The organism is Novosphingobium sp. PP1Y, from assembly GCF_000253255.1.
Classification (GTDB): domain Bacteria; phylum Pseudomonadota; class Alphaproteobacteria; order Sphingomonadales; family Sphingomonadaceae; genus Novosphingobium.
Map to the genome: position 1 here is coordinate 3,212,678 of NC_015580.1, position 18,266 is coordinate 3,230,943.

Annotated in this window: 17 protein-coding genes; 5 read left to right on the forward strand and 12 right to left on the reverse strand. The window is 65.3% G+C overall.

Annotated features, from left to right (window positions below; genetic code table 11):
• Positions 1-6 precede the first annotated feature (6 nt).
• Both PP1Y_RS21185 and PP1Y_RS21190 read right to left on the reverse strand, forming a co-directional pair.
• Positions 7-1,050 carry a 2-oxoacid:ferredoxin oxidoreductase subunit beta gene (locus PP1Y_RS21185; protein ID WP_007014774.1) on the reverse strand — a complete coding sequence of 348 codons (1,044 nt, stop codon included), beginning with the start codon at positions 1,048-1,050 and terminating at the stop codon, positions 7-9.
• Positions 1,051-1,053: 3 nt separating this feature from the next.
• A complete protein-coding gene (locus PP1Y_RS21190) occupies positions 1,054-3,000 on the reverse strand; it encodes a 2-oxoacid:acceptor oxidoreductase subunit alpha (RefSeq protein ID WP_013834027.1) in 1,947 nt (648 codons plus the stop codon).
• 250 nt (positions 3,001-3,250) lie between these two features.
• Here PP1Y_RS21190 and PP1Y_RS21195 point away from each other — a divergent pair, with 250 nt between their 5' ends.
• The gene (locus PP1Y_RS21195) at positions 3,251-3,733 is read left to right on the forward strand and encodes an RNA pyrophosphohydrolase (protein ID WP_013834028.1); all 483 of its coding nucleotides are present in this window, start codon (positions 3,251-3,253) and stop codon (positions 3,731-3,733) included.
• A gap of 92 nt (positions 3,734-3,825) precedes the next feature.
• Here the strand turns inward: PP1Y_RS21195 and PP1Y_RS21200 are convergent, their stop codons facing one another.
• The 4 genes from PP1Y_RS21200 to PP1Y_RS21215 form a co-directional block, all read right to left on the reverse strand.
• Entirely contained in the window at positions 3,826-4,368 is a 543-nt protein-coding gene (locus PP1Y_RS21200) for a hypothetical protein (RefSeq protein WP_041559068.1), read from the reverse strand.
• A 13-nt stretch (positions 4,369-4,381) separates the two neighbouring features.
• The gene (locus PP1Y_RS21205) at positions 4,382-5,554 is read right to left on the reverse strand and encodes an RsmB/NOP family class I SAM-dependent RNA methyltransferase (RefSeq protein WP_013834030.1); all 1,173 of its coding nucleotides are present in this window, start codon (positions 5,552-5,554) and stop codon (positions 4,382-4,384) included.
• A 10-nt stretch (positions 5,555-5,564) separates the two neighbouring features.
• Positions 5,565-7,022 carry an IMP dehydrogenase gene (gene guaB, locus PP1Y_RS21210; RefSeq protein WP_007014769.1) on the reverse strand — a complete coding sequence of 486 codons (1,458 nt, stop codon included), beginning with the start codon at positions 7,020-7,022 and terminating at the stop codon, positions 5,565-5,567.
• Positions 7,023-7,127: 105 nt separating this feature from the next.
• A complete protein-coding gene (locus PP1Y_RS21215) occupies positions 7,128-8,642 on the reverse strand; it encodes a M20/M25/M40 family metallo-hydrolase (protein WP_013834031.1) in 1,515 nt (504 codons plus the stop codon).
• A gap of 230 nt (positions 8,643-8,872) precedes the next feature.
• On the opposite strand from PP1Y_RS21215, the gene PP1Y_RS21220 reads away from it, so the two are divergent.
• Positions 8,873-9,742 carry a neutral zinc metallopeptidase gene (locus PP1Y_RS21220; RefSeq protein WP_013834032.1) on the forward strand — a complete coding sequence of 290 codons (870 nt, stop codon included), beginning with the start codon at positions 8,873-8,875 and terminating at the stop codon, positions 9,740-9,742.
• Between the two features lie 50 nt (positions 9,743-9,792).
• Positions 9,793-10,479: a hypothetical protein gene (locus PP1Y_RS21225; protein ID WP_041559069.1), complete on the forward strand. Its 687-nt coding sequence runs from the start codon at positions 9,793-9,795 to the stop codon at positions 10,477-10,479.
• Between the two features lie 139 nt (positions 10,480-10,618).
• On the opposite strand, the gene PP1Y_RS21230 is transcribed toward PP1Y_RS21225, so the two are convergent.
• The 6 genes from PP1Y_RS21230 to sdhC form a co-directional block, all read right to left on the reverse strand.
• Positions 10,619-12,256 (reverse strand): M56 family metallopeptidase, encoded by a 1,638-nt coding sequence (locus tag PP1Y_RS21230; RefSeq protein ID WP_013834034.1) that lies wholly within the window; start codon positions 12,254-12,256, stop codon positions 10,619-10,621.
• Positions 12,253-12,651: a BlaI/MecI/CopY family transcriptional regulator gene (locus PP1Y_RS21235; protein ID WP_013834035.1), complete on the reverse strand. Its 399-nt coding sequence runs from the start codon at positions 12,649-12,651 to the stop codon at positions 12,253-12,255. The genes PP1Y_RS21230 and PP1Y_RS21235 overlap by 4 nt, the downstream gene beginning before the upstream one ends.
• 61 nt (positions 12,652-12,712) lie before the next feature.
• A complete protein-coding gene (locus PP1Y_RS21240) occupies positions 12,713-13,411 on the reverse strand; it encodes a hypothetical protein (RefSeq protein WP_013834036.1) in 699 nt (232 codons plus the stop codon).
• Positions 13,412-13,415: 4 nt separating this feature from the next.
• Positions 13,416-15,224 (reverse strand): succinate dehydrogenase flavoprotein subunit, encoded by a 1,809-nt coding sequence (gene sdhA, locus PP1Y_RS21245; RefSeq protein ID WP_007014764.1) that lies wholly within the window; start codon positions 15,222-15,224, stop codon positions 13,416-13,418.
• The gene (gene sdhD / locus PP1Y_RS21250; RefSeq protein WP_013834037.1) at positions 15,224-15,610 is read right to left on the reverse strand and encodes a succinate dehydrogenase, hydrophobic membrane anchor protein; all 387 of its coding nucleotides are present in this window, start codon (positions 15,608-15,610) and stop codon (positions 15,224-15,226) included. The genes sdhA and sdhD overlap by 1 nt, the downstream gene beginning before the upstream one ends.
• 12 nt (positions 15,611-15,622) lie before the next feature.
• Entirely contained in the window at positions 15,623-16,018 is a 396-nt protein-coding gene (sdhC, locus tag PP1Y_RS21255; RefSeq protein WP_013834038.1) for a succinate dehydrogenase, cytochrome b556 subunit, read from the reverse strand.
• Between the two features lie 149 nt (positions 16,019-16,167).
• Here sdhC and bla point away from each other — a divergent pair, with 149 nt between their 5' ends.
• Both bla and PP1Y_RS21265 read left to right on the forward strand, forming a co-directional pair.
• Positions 16,168-17,088 carry a subclass B3 metallo-beta-lactamase gene (gene bla, locus PP1Y_RS21260; RefSeq protein ID WP_051010090.1) on the forward strand — a complete coding sequence of 307 codons (921 nt, stop codon included), beginning with the start codon at positions 16,168-16,170 and terminating at the stop codon, positions 17,086-17,088.
• Complete coding sequence (locus PP1Y_RS21265) at positions 17,085-17,984, forward strand: 50S ribosomal protein L11 methyltransferase (protein WP_013834040.1); 900 nt, start codon at positions 17,085-17,087, stop codon at positions 17,982-17,984. Before bla ends, PP1Y_RS21265 begins: the two co-directional genes overlap by 4 nt.
• Positions 17,985-18,266: the final 282 nt, after the last annotated feature.

Sequence of the window (18,266 nt, forward strand, 5' to 3'; positions counted from 1 at the left end):
GTGTCATCAGTCCATCAGGCCGTGGGCTGCGTCCTTTTCCTCGACGGTCCAGGTCTGGCCCTTCGAGAGCAGCTTGCCGAGATTGGCGGTCTTGCCTTCGATCAGCTTTGCGCGTTCGGCCACGACTTCGCCTTCGAAAGTCGGGCGCGGATCGTCGTAGATCACGCCCAGCGCCATCGGGAACGGGCCGAAGGGCATTTCGACCAGCATGTGCGCAAGGCCGCGGTTCTTCACGTTGTGAACCGCGACATCGGCTGCCTGCCAGTCACCGTCGACGACATCGACAACCTTGAGGGTCAGCGTAGTGTGATCGAGCGAGAGGCCCTTGGTGCCCTTGGCGAAGAGCAGCGGCTCACCGTCGGTGCACCAGATCTGGTTCTCGGCCGCAACACCCTTGGCAGTGAAGTCGTCGAAGCGATCCTTGTTGTAGACGATGCAATTCTGGAAGATCTCGATGAAGGCCGCGCCCTTGTGGGCGTGAGCCGCCTTGAGCACTTCGGGCAAGTCCTTCGAAACGTCGTAGCCGCGCGCCACGAAGCGCGCGCCCGAACCCAGCGCGAAGGCGCAGGGCAGCGCCGGACGGTCGACCGAGCCGACCGGCGACGTCGGCGAGCTGGTGCCGACGCGGCTGGTGGGCGAGTACTGGCCCTTGGTCAGCCCGTAGATCTCGTTGTTGAACAGCATGATCTGGCAGTCGAGGTTGCGGCGCAGCACGTGCATCGTGTGATTGCCGCCGATCGACATGCCGTCACCGTCGCCGGTCACCAGCCAGACGTCGAGCTCGGGATTGGCGAGCTTGATGCCGGTGGCGAACGCCGGGGCGCGGCCGTGGATCGTGTGGAAGCCGTAGCTTTCGACGTAGTACGGGAAGCGGCTGGAGCAGCCGATGCCCGAGACGAACACGGTGTTCTTCGGGTCGGCGCCGATCATCGGCAGGGTGCGCTGCACCGCCTTGAGGATCGCGTAGTCGCCGCAGCCGGGGCACCAGCGCACTTCCTGATCGGATTCCCAGTCCTTCAGCGTGGTCTGGATGGGGGTCATGTCGTTCATGGCTCAGGCCTCCGGGCTCGGGAGCTGGGTATCGTTGACGGGCACTTCGCCTTCGGCATGGCCGGGCACGCCGTCGAAGAAGGACGCGATGGCATCCTCGATCTCGGCGATGGCGAAAGGCTGGCCGCTGGTCTTGTTGAGCGGCACGGCATCGACCAGGAACTGGTCGCGCAGCACGGTCTTGAACTGTCCGGTGTTCATCTCGGGGACGAGCACCTTGTCGAAACCGGCAAGCAGGTCGCCCATGTTGGCCGGGAGCGGCCAGACGTGGCGGACGTGGATGTGGCTGACGTCAAAGCCCTTGCGGCGCGCACGGCGGACCGCCTGGTGGATCGGCCCGTAGGTCGAGCCCCAGCCGACAACCGCCAGCCTGCCCTTGTCGTTACCGAGGCAGACGTCCTGCGCAGGCACCGCCGCGGCGATGCCGTCGACCTTCGCCTTGCGCGCGTCGGTCTGGGCCTGGTGCGTCGTGGGCGAATAATCGAGGTCACCGGTGTCGATGGCCTTCTCGATGCCGCCGACGCGGTGCATCAGTTCGGCGGTGCCGGGCTTGATCCACGGCCGCACGCCGCGCTCGTCGCGCTTGTAGGGCAGGACCTTGCCGTCCGGGTTGTTGGTGTCCTCGAGGAACTTGACCGGGAACGGCTCGAAGGTCGAGGGATCGGGCACCAGCCACGGCTCAGACGCATTGCCGATGTAGCCATCGGTCAGCAGCATGACCGGGGTCATGAACTGGGTGGCGATGCGGCAGGCCTCGATGGCGCATTCGAAGGCATCGGCGGGCGAGCGGGCGGCGATGACCGGCAACGGCGCGTCGCCGTTGCGACCGTAGACCGCCTGGTAGAGGTCCGACTGCTCGGTCTTGGTCGGCAGGCCCGTCGAAGGACCGCCGCGCTGCGAGTTGACGATGATGAGCGGCAGCTCGGTCATGATCGCAAGACCCATCGCCTCACCCTTGAGCGCAATGCCCGGGCCCGAGGACGAAGTAACGCCGAGCTGGCCGGCATAGGAGGCGCCGATGGCCGCGCAAATCGCGGCGATTTCGTCTTCCGCCTGGAAGGTGGTGACGCCGAATTCCTTCATCTTCACGAGGTTGTGAAGGATCGCCGAAGCCGGAGTGATCGGGTAGCCGCCGAAGAACATCGGCAGTTCGGCCAGCTGCGCACCGGCCACGAGGCCGAGCGAAACGGCTTCCGCACCGGTGATCGTGCGGTAGAGGCCCGGTTCGGAAGGCACCGGATCGATGTGCAGCTTCTTGAGCGGACCGGCCAGTTCGGCGGTTTCGCCATAGGCATGGCCGGCGTTGAGCGCGGCGATGTTGGCGTCGGCGAGAACAGGGTTCTTGGCGAACTTGGTCTTGAGCCAGTTCACAAGCGGCTCACGGTCGCGGTCGAACATCCACAGGGCCAGGCCCAGCGTCCACATGTTCTTGCAGCGCAGCGCTTCCTTGTTGCCAAGGCCGAAAGGCTTCACCGCCTCAAGGGTGAGCGCCGAAATATCGAAGGCCAGCACATCCCACTTGGCGAGGCTGCCATCCTCGAGCGGGCTGGTCTCGTACTTCGCCTTGTCGAGGTTGCGCTTAGAGAACTCGCCGGTGTCGGCAATGACGAGACCGCCGGGCTTGAGCGCCTGGACGTTGGTCTTCAGCGCGGCCGGGTTCATCGCCACGAGCACGTCGGGCGCGTCGCCCGCGGTCGTGATCTCGCTCGAACCGAAGTTGATCTGGAAAGCCGAGACGCCGAACAGCGTCCCCTGCGGCGCACGGATTTCCGCCGGAAAGTCCGGGAAGGTCGCCAGGTCGTTACCCGCCAGCGCGGTCGACAGCGTGAACTGACCGCCGGTGAGCTGCATGCCATCGCCCGAGTCGCCGGCGAAGCGCACGACGACGGCTTCGGGCGATGCTTCCTGAACGGAAGCCGGCTTTTCCTGTTCGGCTGTAATTGATGCCATCATTTTCCTCTTCGGCTGCGCGCCGGAACTGCTCTTGCCTTTTTGCACGTGGGCTTTCCGGGGCCCGGGTGCAATTTAGAAAATCTCTCAGGCGGACAAACCTGTCATTTCCGCAAGAGAACCATAAAAGACGCTAGTCAAGAGCACCGGCATCGGTCATTCTCTGTTTCATGCGTTGCGCGGACCGGCTATTGCAGCATCCCTTCTCTCCCGCCGCACCTCCTCATAACCCACGGAATCCTTATTCTCGATGAACGATTTTTCGTCCCTGCCTTATCGCCCCTGCGTCGGAGTCATGCTCGTCAACGCTGACGGGAAAGTCTTCGTCGGCAAGCGAATCGACACCAAGGAAGGCGACTGGTGGCAGATGCCGCAGGGCGGCGTCGACGATGGCGAGGATCTCAGGGAAGCGGCGCTGCGCGAGCTTCACGAGGAAACCGGCGTGACGGAGCGGCACGTGACGATCCTGAGCCGCACCAGGGAAGAATTGCTCTACGACCTGCCCGACGAACTGCTGGGCAAGCTGTGGAAGGGCAAGTACCGCGGGCAACGCCAGCACTGGTTCCTCGCCCGCTTCGAAGGCGGCGACAAGGACGTGAACCTGAAGGCGCACAATCCGCCCGAGTTCTGCGACTGGAAATGGGTCGAGGCCGCGCTGCTTCCCGACCTCATCGTGCCTTTCAAGAAGCGCGTCTATCGCTCTGTACTGGAAGAGTTTCGCGCCCTGATCTGAGCACACTCAAGGCGCGCTATTCCGCTTTGAATATGGGTAGAGTCCGACCGTTCTGCTGAAGGGGTTTCAGCGTCGCGGCCGGGCGCGCGCGATCAGTTCTCGCTGACGATGGGCTTGGGCGTCACGGCTTCGGCGGTGACCATGCGCGGGCTCGGGCCCTTGGCGATGGCGGCGGCGAGCTTTTCCGTCGCGGCGCAGGAATTCCCGCAGAGCGTTTCGAGCCGGGCCAGATTGCGGCTTGCCTTCTCGGTCGCGCCCTTTTCGGCCAGCGCCACGCCTTCGCCGGCAAGCGCATCGAGATTGCGGGGATCGGAGTCCAGGACCATGCGGTAATAGTGCACGGCCTTGCCCTGCATTCCGGTGCGGCGGGTGGCATCGGCCAGCGCGACCAGCACCGAGACATTGCCCGGTTCGACGGTCAGTGCCGCTTCGTAGGCATCGATCGCAGCCTGCAGCTTTCCGGTGGAGACGGCGTTGCGTCCTTCGCTCATCAGCTTCGCGGCACGCGGATCGAGCGCCTCCGAGGGTTCGGAGAGGATGGCGCTGGAAGAAACGGCAACGAGAAGCGAAAGAGCAATGGCAGCGGGCGTGTAACGCATCAGCATGTCCTTGGCCGAGGGTTTCGTCCTCATCATGGGGATTACGCTATCATACGCAAGTCATACGTGCGACGAAAAAGCCGTCGGTCCCGTCATGATACGGTGACAGGCGCAGCCCGGAGCCGCGCTCGGATCCGGCGGGAAGCACCGGAATATCGGCCCGCCAGCCGGGATGGCGCGCAAGGAAGCCGCTCGCCTGATCGGCGCCCTCCTCGTCCAGCAGCGAACACGTCACGAAGACGAGGCGCCCGCCGGGGCGCACCAGCCCCGCCGCGACATCGAGCAGGCGCGACTGGATCGCGACATAGCGATCGAGCTGCCCGGGCGTGAGACGCCAGCGCGCCTCGGGATTGCGTCGCCAGGTGCCGGTTCCCGAACAGGGCGCATCGACAAGCACCGCATCGGCCTTGCCTCGCCACGGCTCCAGCGCCTCGACCTCGCGGCCGGGATCGAGCAGCACGGTCTCGACCATCGTCACCCCCGCACGCTCTGCGCGCGGAGCCAGTCGCGAAAGACGTGCACGGTCGGCGTCGCAGGCAATCAGGTTGCCCCGGTTTTCCATCGTTGCGGCCAGCGCAAGGGTCTTGCCGCCCGCCCCGGCGCACAAGTCGATTACCGTTTCGCCCGGCTTGGCCGCCACGGCCTCGCAGGTAAGCTGCGAGCCGGTATCCTGCACTTCGATGGCGCCCATCGCATAGGCATCGGACTGCTCGATGCGGGTCTCGGGCGGATAGCGCCAGCCGTTTGCCGCGACCGTCCGCTCGGCACCTTCCGGCAGGGTTACGCGCCCTGCCCGCAGCGTATTGACCCGAATGTCGAGCGGTGCGCGGTCAAGCAGCGATGCCGCGTCGGCTTGCGACACGCCGCTGGCAGCCAGACGATCCGCCAGCCAGACGGGCGCAACGCCGCCTTCGGCCCTTGGCTCATCCGCTTCGACAGGCGCGGGGGCATGGCGCGATCCGTCGAACAGGGATGCCAGAGCCGGATCCTCGGCAGCGACACGCAACATCGCCGTGCGGCCGGTCTCGGGCACTTCGCCGCAGGCCCGGATTGCCCGGTAGGCCAGCTCGCGCACCGCCCGTCGGTCCTTGCTGCCGGCAAATCGGCGCGCACGGAACCAGTCGACGATCAGCCGGTCGGCAGGCGCGCCATTTGCGCGCGCGGCCGCGATCACGAGATCGAGGATCTCGATCGCGGCCTGAACGCGGGCGGCGGGCGTCATCGCCCGCCCCTCAACGCGACGGGTAGTTCGGCGCCTCGCGGGTAATCGTGACGTCGTGGACGTGGCTCTCGCGCAGCCCCGCATTGGTGATGCGCACGAACTGCGCGTTCTTGCGCATGTCCTCGATGGTCGCCGACCCGGTGTAGCCCATGGCCGCCTTCACGCCGCCCACGAGCTGGTGGATGACATCCTTGGCCGGGCCCTTGAAGGCCACCTGGCCTTCAATACCTTCGGGCACGAGCTTCATCTGGTCCTTGATGTCGCCCTGGAAATAACGGTCCGCCGAGCCACGGCCCATGGCGCCGACCGAGCCCATGCCGCGGTAGGACTTGTAGGCGCGTCCCTGATACAGGAACGTCTCGCCCGGGGCTTCCTCGGTACCGGCCAGCATCGAGCCGACCATGATGGTCGAGGCACCGGCAGCCAGCGCCTTGGCGGCATCGCCCGAAGTGCGCAGACCGCCATCGGCGATGACCGGCACGCCCGACTTGTCGGCTTCCTCGGCGGCATCCATGATCGCGGTCAGCTGCGGCACGCCGACGCCGGCAACGACGCGGGTGGTGCAGATCGAGCCGGGGCCGATACCGACCTTAACGCAGTCCGCACCGGCATCGATCAGCGCACGGGCCGCTTCGGCCGTGGCGATGTTGCCGGCAATGACCTGCGCCGAGTTCGACAGCTTCTTCACGCGCTCCACGGCAAGCGCGACGTCCCTGTTATGGCCGTGCGCAGTGTCGATCACGACGACGTCGCATTCGGCGGCGAGCAGCGCCTCGGTGCGCTCGAAGCCCTTGTCGCCCACGGTCGTCGCCGCAGCGACGCGCAGGCGGCCCGCTGCGTCCTTGGTGGCGTCGGGATAAGTGACGGCCTTCTCGATGTCCTTGACCGTGATCAGGCCGACGCAGTGGAACGAATCGTCGACGACCAGCAGCTTTTCAATGCGGCGGTGGTGCAGCAGGCGGCGCGCCTCTTCCTGCGATACGCCGACCTGGACCGTCGCGAGGTTCTCATGCGTCATGAGTTCGCGGACCGGCTGGCTTGGGTTGTCGGCAAAGCGCACGTCACGGTTGGTCAGGATGCCGACCAGCTTGCCCGGACCTTCCACGACCGGAATGCCGCTGATGCGGTTGGCGAGCATGATCGCCTGCGCCTCGCCAAGGGTCGCATCGGGCGAAATCGTGATCGGGTTGACCACCATGCCGCTTTCGAAGCGCTTGACCGCGCGGACCGCGGCGCACTGCTCTTCGATCGTCAGGTTGCGGTGGAGAACGCCGATGCCGCCCATCTGCGCCATGACGATCGCCATGTCGGCTTCGGTAACGGTATCCATCGCCGAGGAAATGACCGGGATGTTGAGACCGATTTCGCGGGTGAGACGCGTGCGGGTATCGGCTTGGGTCGGGACGATGTCGGACTTAGCCGGACGCAGCAGGACGTCGTCGAAAGTAAGTCCGAGCTGGATTTCCATGTGTGCCACCATGCCTTGTGCGGGGGAGAATCGTGGCGGCCCATGTAATCAAAGGTGCCCAATTGGGCTAGTGCCTGATTTCGCCAATGCGGCACAGATTGCCGGTCAACCGGCGCCGGGCTCCGTCGGCACCTTGCGCAGATCCCCGAACCAGCGGCCCAGTGCGGTCAGCATCTTCACGTCCTGAACCGCCCCGCCCAGTTCGATCGGATGCGAAAGATCGTCGCTAGGTCTATGATAATCCCCGTCGAAAAAGGCGCGCATGCGCTCGATGTCGCCATAGGCTGTGGTCACCATGACGGTAGGAATGTCGTGCTGCAACAAGGCCCAGCCGTCCTGCCGCTTGACGAATTCGTTGGCATCGTCGTTGTCGCGCAGGCGGAATTTCTCTGCCTTGGCGACCTTGGCGATGTCCGCATCGAGCGAGGTCATGCCGCGTCCGACAATGGCGAAAGGCGTGCCCTTGGGCGCAATCGCGACCGAATCGATATTGAAGGCCGCGACGATCCGGGTGAGTGGCAGCGGCGGATTCTCGGCAAAGGCATGGGCGCCGAGAAGGCCCAGTTCCTCCGCCGTCGTTGCGAGGAAATAGACGTCGCGGTCGAGCGGCTGGCCACGGGCAAGTCGGCGCGCCACCTCGGTCATCGCCGCGACCCCGCTGGCATTGTCGACCGCACCGTTGCAGATCCGGTCCTCCGCGGTCGGCTCGCCGCACTCGCCGAAATGGTCCCAGTGCGCCACGTAGAGCACGGCGCCCGCCTCGGGATGGCGGCCGGGCAGCTTGCCGATCAGGTTGTGCGTATGGATCGTCGTTTCGCGCGTCGTCGCCTCCAGCGACGCGGTCAGGTCGAGGGTGACCGGCGCGAAGTCTGCCGCATCGGCCAGTTTCTCCAGCTCTTCGAGACTTTGCGAAGTGCCCTTGAGCAGGCTCACCATGTCCTCGCGGGTGATGAAGGCCTCAAGGTCGCCGCCAATCGCGTCATCGGAAAGCGCATAGCCCGATCGCTTGCGGCGCGCGGCAACCTGCTCGAGGCTGCGCTCGCCGTCGAGAACGGTAAGCACGGCCGAAGCGCCAAGGGAAAGCAACTCGTTCTGCCGCTCGCTGTCGGGGCGGCTGCCATCGAGGATGACTGCGATCCGGCCCGCCAGTTCGTTGCGGGTGAAGTCATTGCCGCGCGCCTTGCCGACGAAAAGCAGCGGAGCATTGCGCACCAGACTGCGGTGGCCGGAAGTCAGGACGAGGATATTGGCGGGCGTCAATGCGGTACGATAGCCCTTGCGCTGGAACGTCGCCTTGGAGGCGGCAGGCTCGCGCGCGACGAGCGTGACGGGCATGAACCACTCATTGCCCGGATCGTTGGTGCCTGAGACAAGGCCGATGTCGAACCATTGCCGGGCGATGTAGCGCAAGGTCTTCGCCTCGCCCTCGGTGCCCGGCTCGCGCCCGTCGAAATTGTCGCTGGCGAGGACCTTGATCTGCGCGAGCAGTTGGGCCTGAATCTCGCGGTCGGTTCGCGAACTGGCGGCAAAGGCGTGGACAGGCGTGCAAACAACGAGAATGAGGCCAAGAGCGATAGCCCTGACCGTTCGCGTCGAACCTGCCACTGCACCCCAATTCATTGCCGCTCTTCTATACGATGGAAATTCGGCAGGTGTCAGAAAACTTCGCGATTGCAGTCGTTTTTTGCGCGTCGATGAGCAACAGCGTTGCATGAGTGCCTCACGAAGATGCGGGAACCGATGCAAGCCAATTCAATTTCACTTTCGTTAGCAGTCCGGATAGGCAGATTTGGTCTTGTTCTCCCAGCGCTTGGGCGGACGGCGAAACGGACGGGAAAGGATACCCCATCATGCGGCTCAACCGGTTCGATCCTGCGAACATCAAGGTACGCCGGGGTGGTGGCGGCGGCGGTTTTCCGGGTGGAGGCGGAGCGAAGCTGGGGTGCGGCTCGATCGTCCTCGTCCTGATCGGCGCGCTCGTTTTCGGGCTCGATCCGGCGCAGATGCTCGGCACCATCAGCGAAGTGCAGCAACAGCAGCAGCCCTCGCCCGATAGCCGTGCAGCCCCGACCGATGCCACCGCGATCTGCGAAGCCAATGCCTATTCGCTGGAGGCCTGCAACGCGCTCGATTCGCTGAACCGGACATGGCAACCGCTGTTCGAACGGGCCGACATCGCCTTCGATCAGCCCACGCTCAACTTCTTTACCGGCGGCACCCGCACCGGTTGCGGCGCTGCGCAAAGCGCAATGGGACCGTTCTACTGCCCCGCCGACCGGGGCATCTACATCGACACGTCCTTCTACGACCAGCTCGACCGCCAGCTCGGCGCGCGCGGAGACTTCGCCCGCTACTACGTGATTGCCCATGAGTACGGCCACCACGTGCAAAGCCTTCTCGGGCTCGACCGGAAGGTCCGCAATGCGCAGCAGCAGAACCCCTCGCAGGCCAATGCCCTGTCGGTGCGCATGGAACTCCAGGCGGATTGCTATGCCGGTGTCTGGGCCGGCAAACATGCCGACCTGATCGAACCGGGCGACATGGAAGAAGGCATGACCGCTGCCAGTGCCATCGGCGACGATGCCCTGATGCGCGGGGCCGGTCGCTCGGTGAGCCCGGAGCGCTTCACCCACGGCAGCAGCGCCCAGCGCATGAAGTGGCTGCGGCGCGGCATCGAGACCGGGAACGAGGACGCCTGCGATACGTTCAATCAACAGTAGGGGAGATGGCCGCTCCCGGTTTCCCGAGTGAAAGGACCTGAAGGGTGCGAGTGCTGAGATCGTTTTTCCTGGTTACCGTGGCTGCAGCGCTATCGCTGGGCCAGGCCGAAGCGCGCAGCCAGGATAAGCCGATCACCGACAGCGACCCCGATGTGATGGACGTCGCCAAGACTCCCACGACCGATCTCAACATCACAAAGGAAGAAATTCCGCCGATCCTGATCGAGGCAATCGACAAGCCCTACGACCTTACCGACCTTGGCAGGTGCAAGCAGCTCGTTGCCGCGGTCGAGCGGCTCGATACGATCCTCGGCCCGGACATGGACCTGCCGCAGGAGGCACGCGACCGGGTCAGTGCCGGGCGCGTCGCCAAGTGGGTGGTCAGTTCCTTCATTCCCTTCCGCGGGCTGATCCGCGAACTTTCCGGTGCCAATGCGCAGGAGCGCGCCGTGCGTGCCGCCATTCAGGCGGGACTGGCCCGCCGCGGTTTTCTCAAGGGCGTGGGCGCCCAGCGCGGCTGCGCCTACCCCGCCTCACCCGCTACGCAAAAAGTCATCAACGCCTACCTCGCCCAGAACGAGAAGGATGATGACAAGAAGGACGACGATAAGAAGGACGATGACAAGAAGGCGCAGGAAGACCGCAAGGACGACAGGCAGCAGGACGGCAAGGCGCAGGAGACGACAAGCGCCGGCGTTCCCATCGTTTCCGAGCCGGTCGTCCAGAGGATTCCCTGATCGATACGCACGCACCACCGCGGACCCGGTCCGTAGTGACGTGCGTTCGTTAGGCTTTACGGGAAGATCAGCGTCATGCTTGCCCTCGCCGGGGTGACGAGATCGGCCTGACGCCGGTACCTCTCAGACCCGGCCCGGATCAGCCCCTGCTCGCACCCATTTCCTTGCGCGCCCGCTCGATTTCCCGGTCGAGGTCGAGCAGGATTTCGGTGCGCACATCTTCCTTGATACTGCGGTCGGTGGCGACTGCCGCGCGGGCCGACTGGAGCGACGTTATGACGACCTTGTGGATCCCCTTGGGTTCACCCGCGCAGATCCGAACGGACCTGCTGCGGTCACTCACTTCGTCATGTCCGGAACTGTCGGCCGGACAGGTTTCATCGATGACCATTTCCCTGGTCACGACGTTCCGCCCATTCTCGTCCTTGGTAACGATGTGGATATGGCGGACCTTGCCATCGGTGGAGACGCTTTCACTCACTTGCGGCGCACGGGCTGCCGCCCGGGCTGCACTGCGCTCAACTTCGGCTGCGCGACGTTCCGCCTGCGCGGCCCGACGTTCGGCATCGGCGGCTTGGCGTTCCACTTCGGCTTCAGCGCGTTGCAGTTCCGCTTCCTGCCGAGCCTCGACGACGGCTGACGGCGGGGCCGGAGGAGCCGGGGGTGCAGGCAGCGCCAGGTCCCTGCCCGGCATTTCTGCATCGGGAACCGAAGGCGGTTCGGGCGCCTGAGGCGGTTCAGGCGGAGTGCGGGGCGACGGCGGTTCCGGTGCTTCGGGAATTTCCGGCACTTCCATCGCCGCGTAGCTGACCGTGGCCGTCATCGGGACTGCCACGAGCGATGCCGCGAAGAGACTGCGGGCAAGCACGCGGCGAGCCGGCGAAACGTCGGTGCAGGCCAATGCCTTGAGACGATGAATGATCGGTTTTTCACCGCCCAGCGGTCCGGCAATCGGAGCCGCAAGCGCGAGCCGCGAGCCGGCCGCATACGAGGCGATGAGCCGGCCGTAGCGCGCCCGCGTCTTGCGATCACAACCCGCCATGACCCGGGCATCGCACGCAGCCTCCTGGTCCCCGCGAAGCGCGCGCCAGGCCGCCCACGCCAGCGGATTGAACCAATGAAGCGCGAAGAGCGGCTGAACTGCGATAATCGCGATCAGGTCATTGCCCGCGTGGTGCTCCAGCTCATGGGCAATCGCGAAGTCGGAACTTTCGCTATCCGTCTCAGCCAGAAACCCGGACGGCAAAGCCACAACCTTGTCGAAGATACCGAAGGCAAGCGGCGCGGCAGCGGCCGGAGTCTCGACGATGCGCACGCCCTCGGCTTGCGCAACCTGCCGCGCTCCCGCCAGCAGTTCGCGCCGCATGGAGGCGTAATTCCAGACACGCCAGCCCAGGAACACGGCGGCGCCGCCAAGCCAGAGAGCGATCAGCAGGCCGGTCCAGGGCACTTGCGCCAAGAACCCCGGATCGGTCGCAGCAGCGATGGGTACGGCCGTGACGGCCCCCCCCTGCCCCAACGAATGCGCCGCAAGCTCTGCCGAGCCAGGAGCCATGGTCCTCGCGCTCGCCACGATCGGCTCGATCGCCACTTCTGGCCGCGGCAGGAGGCCCTGCGGCAACGCAAGCGGTGGCAAAATAAGGCGCACCATCGGCAGCGCCCAAAGCGCGTAGGCAGCAGCCGGGCCGAACCAGCGCCCGACCGGGCGGCGGACCACGAGTACCAGCGCCATCAGCACGCCGGTCATCACAAGCGTATCGGTAAGCCACGCGATCATGACTTGAGCTCCTTCAGCAGGGCCTCGATCTCGGCGATGTCATTTTCCGTCAACGCCTCGTTCTGCGCGAGGTGAGCGAAGAGCGGGGCCGCGCGCCCGCCGAAGAGGCGGTCGACAAGGCGGCGGCTTTCCGTTCCGACATAGGCGTCGCGTGCCATTTTCGGTGAGTAGAGGAAGCGCTTGCCGTCTGGCTCGGTGGTCACAGCCTGCTTGGCGACAAGACGCGAGAGAAGCGTCTTCACCGTCGCAAGGCTCCAGCCGCGCGGACCGCAGACTTCCTCGCAGACTTCCTGGGCGGTAAGCGGGCTGCGTTCCCACAGCGCCTCCATCACCGCATGCTCGGCTTCCGAGATGCGCTCAGGCTGCACGGCTTCGTCGGACACCTTCGCCTCCATCGTTTACAGGCGTAATCGATTACGTTTGTAAACATGAACGCGGGATGAATGAAGAGAACGCCTACGGAGAAACCTTGCGGAATGCTATTTGGCGTCCGTAGCGTTCGAGCAGGAACATTCCGTCGCTCTCGAACAGGCCCGCGTGGTCGAATGCCTTGAAACCAAGGTCATTGGCATGGAACGCGAAATAGAGCGACTTGCCCGAGGGTTCCGGCACAGAAATCGGTTCCCCCCTCACTTCCAGGATCGGCAGGGAGAGAGCTATCGAGAGAAGCTGGTCACTTTCCGAGAGCGGGATCTGCAGTGATCCGTCAGAGAAGTCGGCGATCGTGCTCGTCCCGTCGCCGCGCTCGACGACAGCGCTGAACAAAGAGATCGGCAGGTTGCCGGTCCCTTCGAGGTGGAGCGTCACGGCATCGGGTGCGCCCGTCCCCTGCTCGGTCCCCAGCAGTTCGAATTGCGGCGGCGTGGACGGATCGCTGTTGAGTACGATGCCGCCATCCTGGCGGGTCCAGGTTCCCGACGAATATTCGTCGATAGCGCCGTAGCTCAGCGCATAGCGGTACCGGCCATCATCGCCCAGTTCCAGCCAGGCGGCCATTTCCATCTGGGAACCGTCGTAAGTGCCGGCAATCGATGCCGGATCTACTGCCTCCCGGGCGGGAGGCTCCTGCTTCGCGGTGACGGGGGCCGGGTGAAGCAGGGCAAGCAGGGGCGCGGCGGCGACCCAGGATCTCAGGATCGCCGCGCGCCCCGCCATGATCTTAGTAAACGCGCGCCTTGGGCTTGATGTACTCGACATCGTCGGTGAGCGTATATTCGTGGACCGGACGGTAGTCGAGACGGACTTCGCCGCCGTTGCCGCCCCAGCCGTTGAACCAGCCGACAGTGTGCTTCATCCAGTTCGCGTCGTCGCGGTTCGGGAAGTCCTCGTGCGCGTGGGCGCCGCGGCTTTCCTTGCGCGCCTGCGCGCCGTGCAGCGTTACCGAAGCCTGCGAGATCAGGTTGTCGAGTTCCAGCGTTTCCACCAGGTCCGAGTTCCAGATCAGGCCGCGGTCGGTGACCTTGATGTCCTGCATGCGCTCATAGGTGTCGGCGAGCTTCTGCTTGCCTTCGACCATGAGTTCGTCGGTGCGGAACACTGCGGCGTGAGCCGACATCGTACGCTGCATCTCGGTGCGGACTTCCGCGGTCGGCGAACCGCCGTTGGCATTGCGGAAGTGGTCGAGGCGGGTGAGAGCCATGTCCGCCGAGTCCTTCGGCAGTTCGGGCTGCGCTGCGCCGGCCTTGACGATTTCCTTGAGGCGGTGGCCGGTCGCACGGCCGAAGACCACGAGGTCGATCAGCGAGTTCGAACCCAGGCGATTGGCGCCATGGACCGAAACGCATGCGGCTTCGCCCACAGCGAACAGGCCCGGGACCACGGTGTCCGGATTGCCGTCCGGGCCGATGGTCACGACTTCGCCGTGATAGTTACAGGGGATGCCGCCCATGTTGTAGTGCACGGTCGGGACGACCGGCAGCGGCTGGCGGGTCAGGTCGACGCCCGCAAAGATCTTGCCGCTCTCGGTGATGCCCGGCAGACGCTCTGCCAGCACCTTGGGATCGATGTGATCGAGGTGCAGGTAGATGTGGTCCTTGTGCGGACCGACGCCGCGGCCTTCGCGGATTTCCAGCGCCATCGAGCGCGAGACGACATCGCGCGAGGCGAGGTCCTTCGCGGAAGGCGCGTAGCGCTCCATGAAGCGCTCGCCTTCGGAATTGGTAAGGTAGCCGCCCTCGCCGCGCGCGCCTTCGGTGATGAGCACGCCCGCGCCGTAGATGCCGGTCGGGTGGAACTGCACGAATTCCATGTCCTGCAGGGGCAGGCCGGCGCGCAGGACCATGCCGCCACCGTCGCCGGTGCACGTATGGGCCGAAGTGGCGGTGTAGTAGCTGCGGCCGTAACCACCGGTCGCAAGCACGACGGCCTGCGAGCGGAAGCGGTGGATCGAGCCGTCATCAAGGCACAGCGCAATCACGCCGACGCACTTGCCGCCGTCCATGATCAGGTCGATCGCGAAGTATTCGATGAAGAAGTCCGCGTCATACTTCAGCGACTGCTGGTACAGCGCGTGCAGCATGGCGTGACCGGTACGGTCGGCGGCGGCGCAAGTGCGCTGCACCGGCGGGCCTTCGCCCATGTTCTGCATGTGGCCGCCGAACGGGCGCTGGTAGATCGTGCCGTCGGCGTTGCGGCTGAAGGGCACACCGGCGTGCTCCAGCTCGTAGACCGCCTGCGGAGCTTCGCGCACCATGTATTCGATGGCGTCCTGGTCACCCAGCCAGTCCGACCCCTTGACGGTGTCGTACATGTGCCAGGTCCAGTGGTCCGGCGTGTTGTTCTGCAGCGAGGCGGCGATGCCGCCCTGCGCCGCAACGGTGTGCGAACGGGTCGGGAAGACCTTGGTGATGCACGCGGTCTTCAGGCCGGCTTCGGCCGAGCCCATCGTGGCACGCAGACCCGAACCACCGGCGCCGACGACGACGGTGTCATAGATGTGGTCGATGATCTTGTAAGCAGGGGCGGACATCAGGCGTGGGCTCCCAGCGCGAGGCGGACGACGCAGAAGACGCCGAAGGCGGCGCCAGCGAATGCGGCAAGGTTCAGGGCGGCGATGCAGGCGAACTTGTTGGCGTGCTCATGGACATAGTCCTCGACCACGACCTGCAGGCCGATGCGTGCATGCCAGAAGGTCGACACGACCAGCAGCGCCATTGCCGTCGCCGGAACCGGCGTGGAGAGCCACTCGGAAACCGAGGCGTAGGTCATGTCCGGCAGCAGCAGGATCGAGACGGCGAGCCAGAGCACCAGCAGCAGGTTGCCGATGGCGGTGAAGCGCTGCACCAGCCAGTGGTGCGCACCGGCCTTGGCCGAGCCGAGGCCGCGAACGCGGCCGATGGATGTTCCGTTACCCATTGTTTTCGTTCCTCAGCGAAGCAGCAGGATCGCCCAGAAGGCGACGGTGAAAACCACGCCCAGGACCGGCGAAAGGATCGACCAGGTGCGATTCGTCTTGAGTTCGAAGCCGGCGCCGATGTCGAGCACGAAGTGACGCAGGCCGCTCATCATGTGGGTGAAGAAGGCCCAGGAGATGCCGACCAGCACGATGTAACCGATCGGAGTGGTCATGGCCCATGCAAAAGTCGCATAGGCGGCAGGCCCGCTTGCGAGTGCGCCAAGCCACCACAACAGCACGCCCAGTCCAGCGAAAGCCATTCCGTTTCCGGTCACGCGGTGCATGATCGAAACGAACATGTGCGGACCCCAGCGCCAGATCTGGAGGTGCGGCGACAGCGGACGGTTCTTGGTACCGGCGTTTGCCATGCTCTTGCGAATCCCCTTGCCTGCGGCAGCCAGTGACACTGCCTTCGTCGAAGTCCCCTTAGCCAAATCGCGGCAGCGTGCAAGTTCCGCAAGGCAACTTATCGCGCGCCTACTGGCCTATGTAACGGGTGGGGACTAAAGCGGCCCACATGAGTCGCATCGTCAAGTACATGGTCCTGGCGGCGCTGATCGCCGCTACTCCCCCCTCGATCGCACAGGCCCGCGACAGCGCGGCCAAAGCGCCCCCAACCACTCTAGCGACGGCCTGCAAGGGCCTCGACGGCCGCGAAGGCTGGTCGCACCCCGCACCGCCTGCGCATATATATGGCAACACCTGGTACGTCGGCACCTGCGGCATCGCCTCGATCCTCGTCACCTCCGACGATGGGCATGTCCTGATCGACAGCGGCCCGGCTGACGCCGCGCCGCTGGTCCTCGCCAACATCCGCAGGCTTGGCTTCGATCCCGCGGACGTGCGCTGGGTTCTCACCAGCCACGAACATCATGACCATGCCGGCAGCATTGCCGAGCTGCAGAAGGCCACCGGCGCGCAGATCGCCGCTCTGGCCTCGGCTCGGCAGGTGCTGGAAAGCGGCAAGCCTTCTGCCGATGACCCCCAGTCCGGCCTGATCGAGGGCTTTCCCCCTGTCCATGTCGCGCGCGTCCTTGTCGACGGGGACTCGGTCACGCTTGGCCGGCTTGCCCTGACCGTACATGAAACTCCCGCCCACTCGCCCGGATCGGCAAGCTGGACCTGGCAGGCCTGCGACGAAGCCTTCACCTGCAGGATGATCGCCTATGCGGACAGTGCCACGACGATCTCGGCCGACGACTATCGCTTCTCCGATCATCCCGATCGCATCGCGAGGATCCGCACCGGCCTGTCGCGAATCGCCCAGCTGCCTTGCGACATTCTCGTCACCCCCCACCCCTCGGCCAGCAACCTGTTCGACCGCCTTTCAGGCAAGGCCCCACTGGTGAACGCACAGGCCTGCGCCGCCTATTCGCAGGCTGCAGGAAGCTATTTCGCCAAGCGCCTCGCCGAGGAAGCCGGGGAGGCCGCGCAGTGAGCTGGAAGATCACCGCCTTTGCCCCGCGCAGCGTCATCGAGGGTGCCCTCCTCGCCCATGAGGACGCCTTCGACTGGGATCCGCAGATCGTCCTGTCCGGAAGCGAGATCGCCGAGGACAAGCCGGACGACTGGCAACTCGAAGCCTGGCTCGCGGACGAGCCGGGCGAAGCCGAGAAAGGCGCGATTGCCGCGCTCTTTGCCGGCGAGGTTCCGGAACTGATCGTCGAGCAGCTGCCGGACACCGACTGGCTCGTTACAAGCCAGCAGGGTCTCGAGCCGATCCGCGCCGGTCGCTTTCACGTCCACACGCCCGATCACCCGGCTGTGAACGAACCGGGCGTGACCGACTTCACCATTCCCGCCAGCCAGGCTTTCGGCACGGGCCAGCACGCGACGACCGCGGGTTGCCTTTCGATGCTGACGCACATGCGCAAGCAGGGCGTGGTCGTGCGCAACTGCGCGGATATCGGCACCGGCACCGGTCTTCTCGCCTTCGCCGCGCTGACGCTCTGGCCATCGGCGCTCGCGACGGCCAGCGACATCGATCAGGTCTGCGTCGACGTCGTGCGCGACAATGCCGCCGCGAACGGCATCGCCATGGGGCCGCGCGGCGGCCAACTCGTGATGACGGTGGCGGATGGCATGAACCATCCCCTGCTCGCGGCGCGCGGGCCCTACGACCTGATCATGGCGAACATCCTGGCCGGCCCGCTGGTGAGCCTTGCCCCGGACTTCGCGACCTCGCTGGTTCCGGGCGGGCACCTGCTCCTGGCGGGTCTGCTCGAGACTCAGGAAGCCGCCGTGCGCTCTGCCTGCCGCAAGGCGGGAATGCGACTCGCAGCCCGACTCGTAAACGGCGACTGGTCGATTTTGTGGTTGCGCAAGCGCCGCTAGGACCCTGCGCATAGATCCCGATGCGCGGCTTAATACTGTACCGCGCATCGGGCCTCATCCCCCACCGATTCCTGATCTGGCGAAGGACCGCTGCGGCAACGGCAGCGCGCCTTGGCACTTCTGCGCGAAAGGTTTCGGGCGTCCAACGGAAAGCCCCGGGCAACGGCCCATCGCACTCTTCGCGCAGGTCATCCCGATAACCGCGCCAAAAAGTCATTCCAGGCCCTTCGAAGCCGCGTTTTCAGCGTCTGCGGCGGCCGGGCAGCGGCCCCGGCGAGGAAC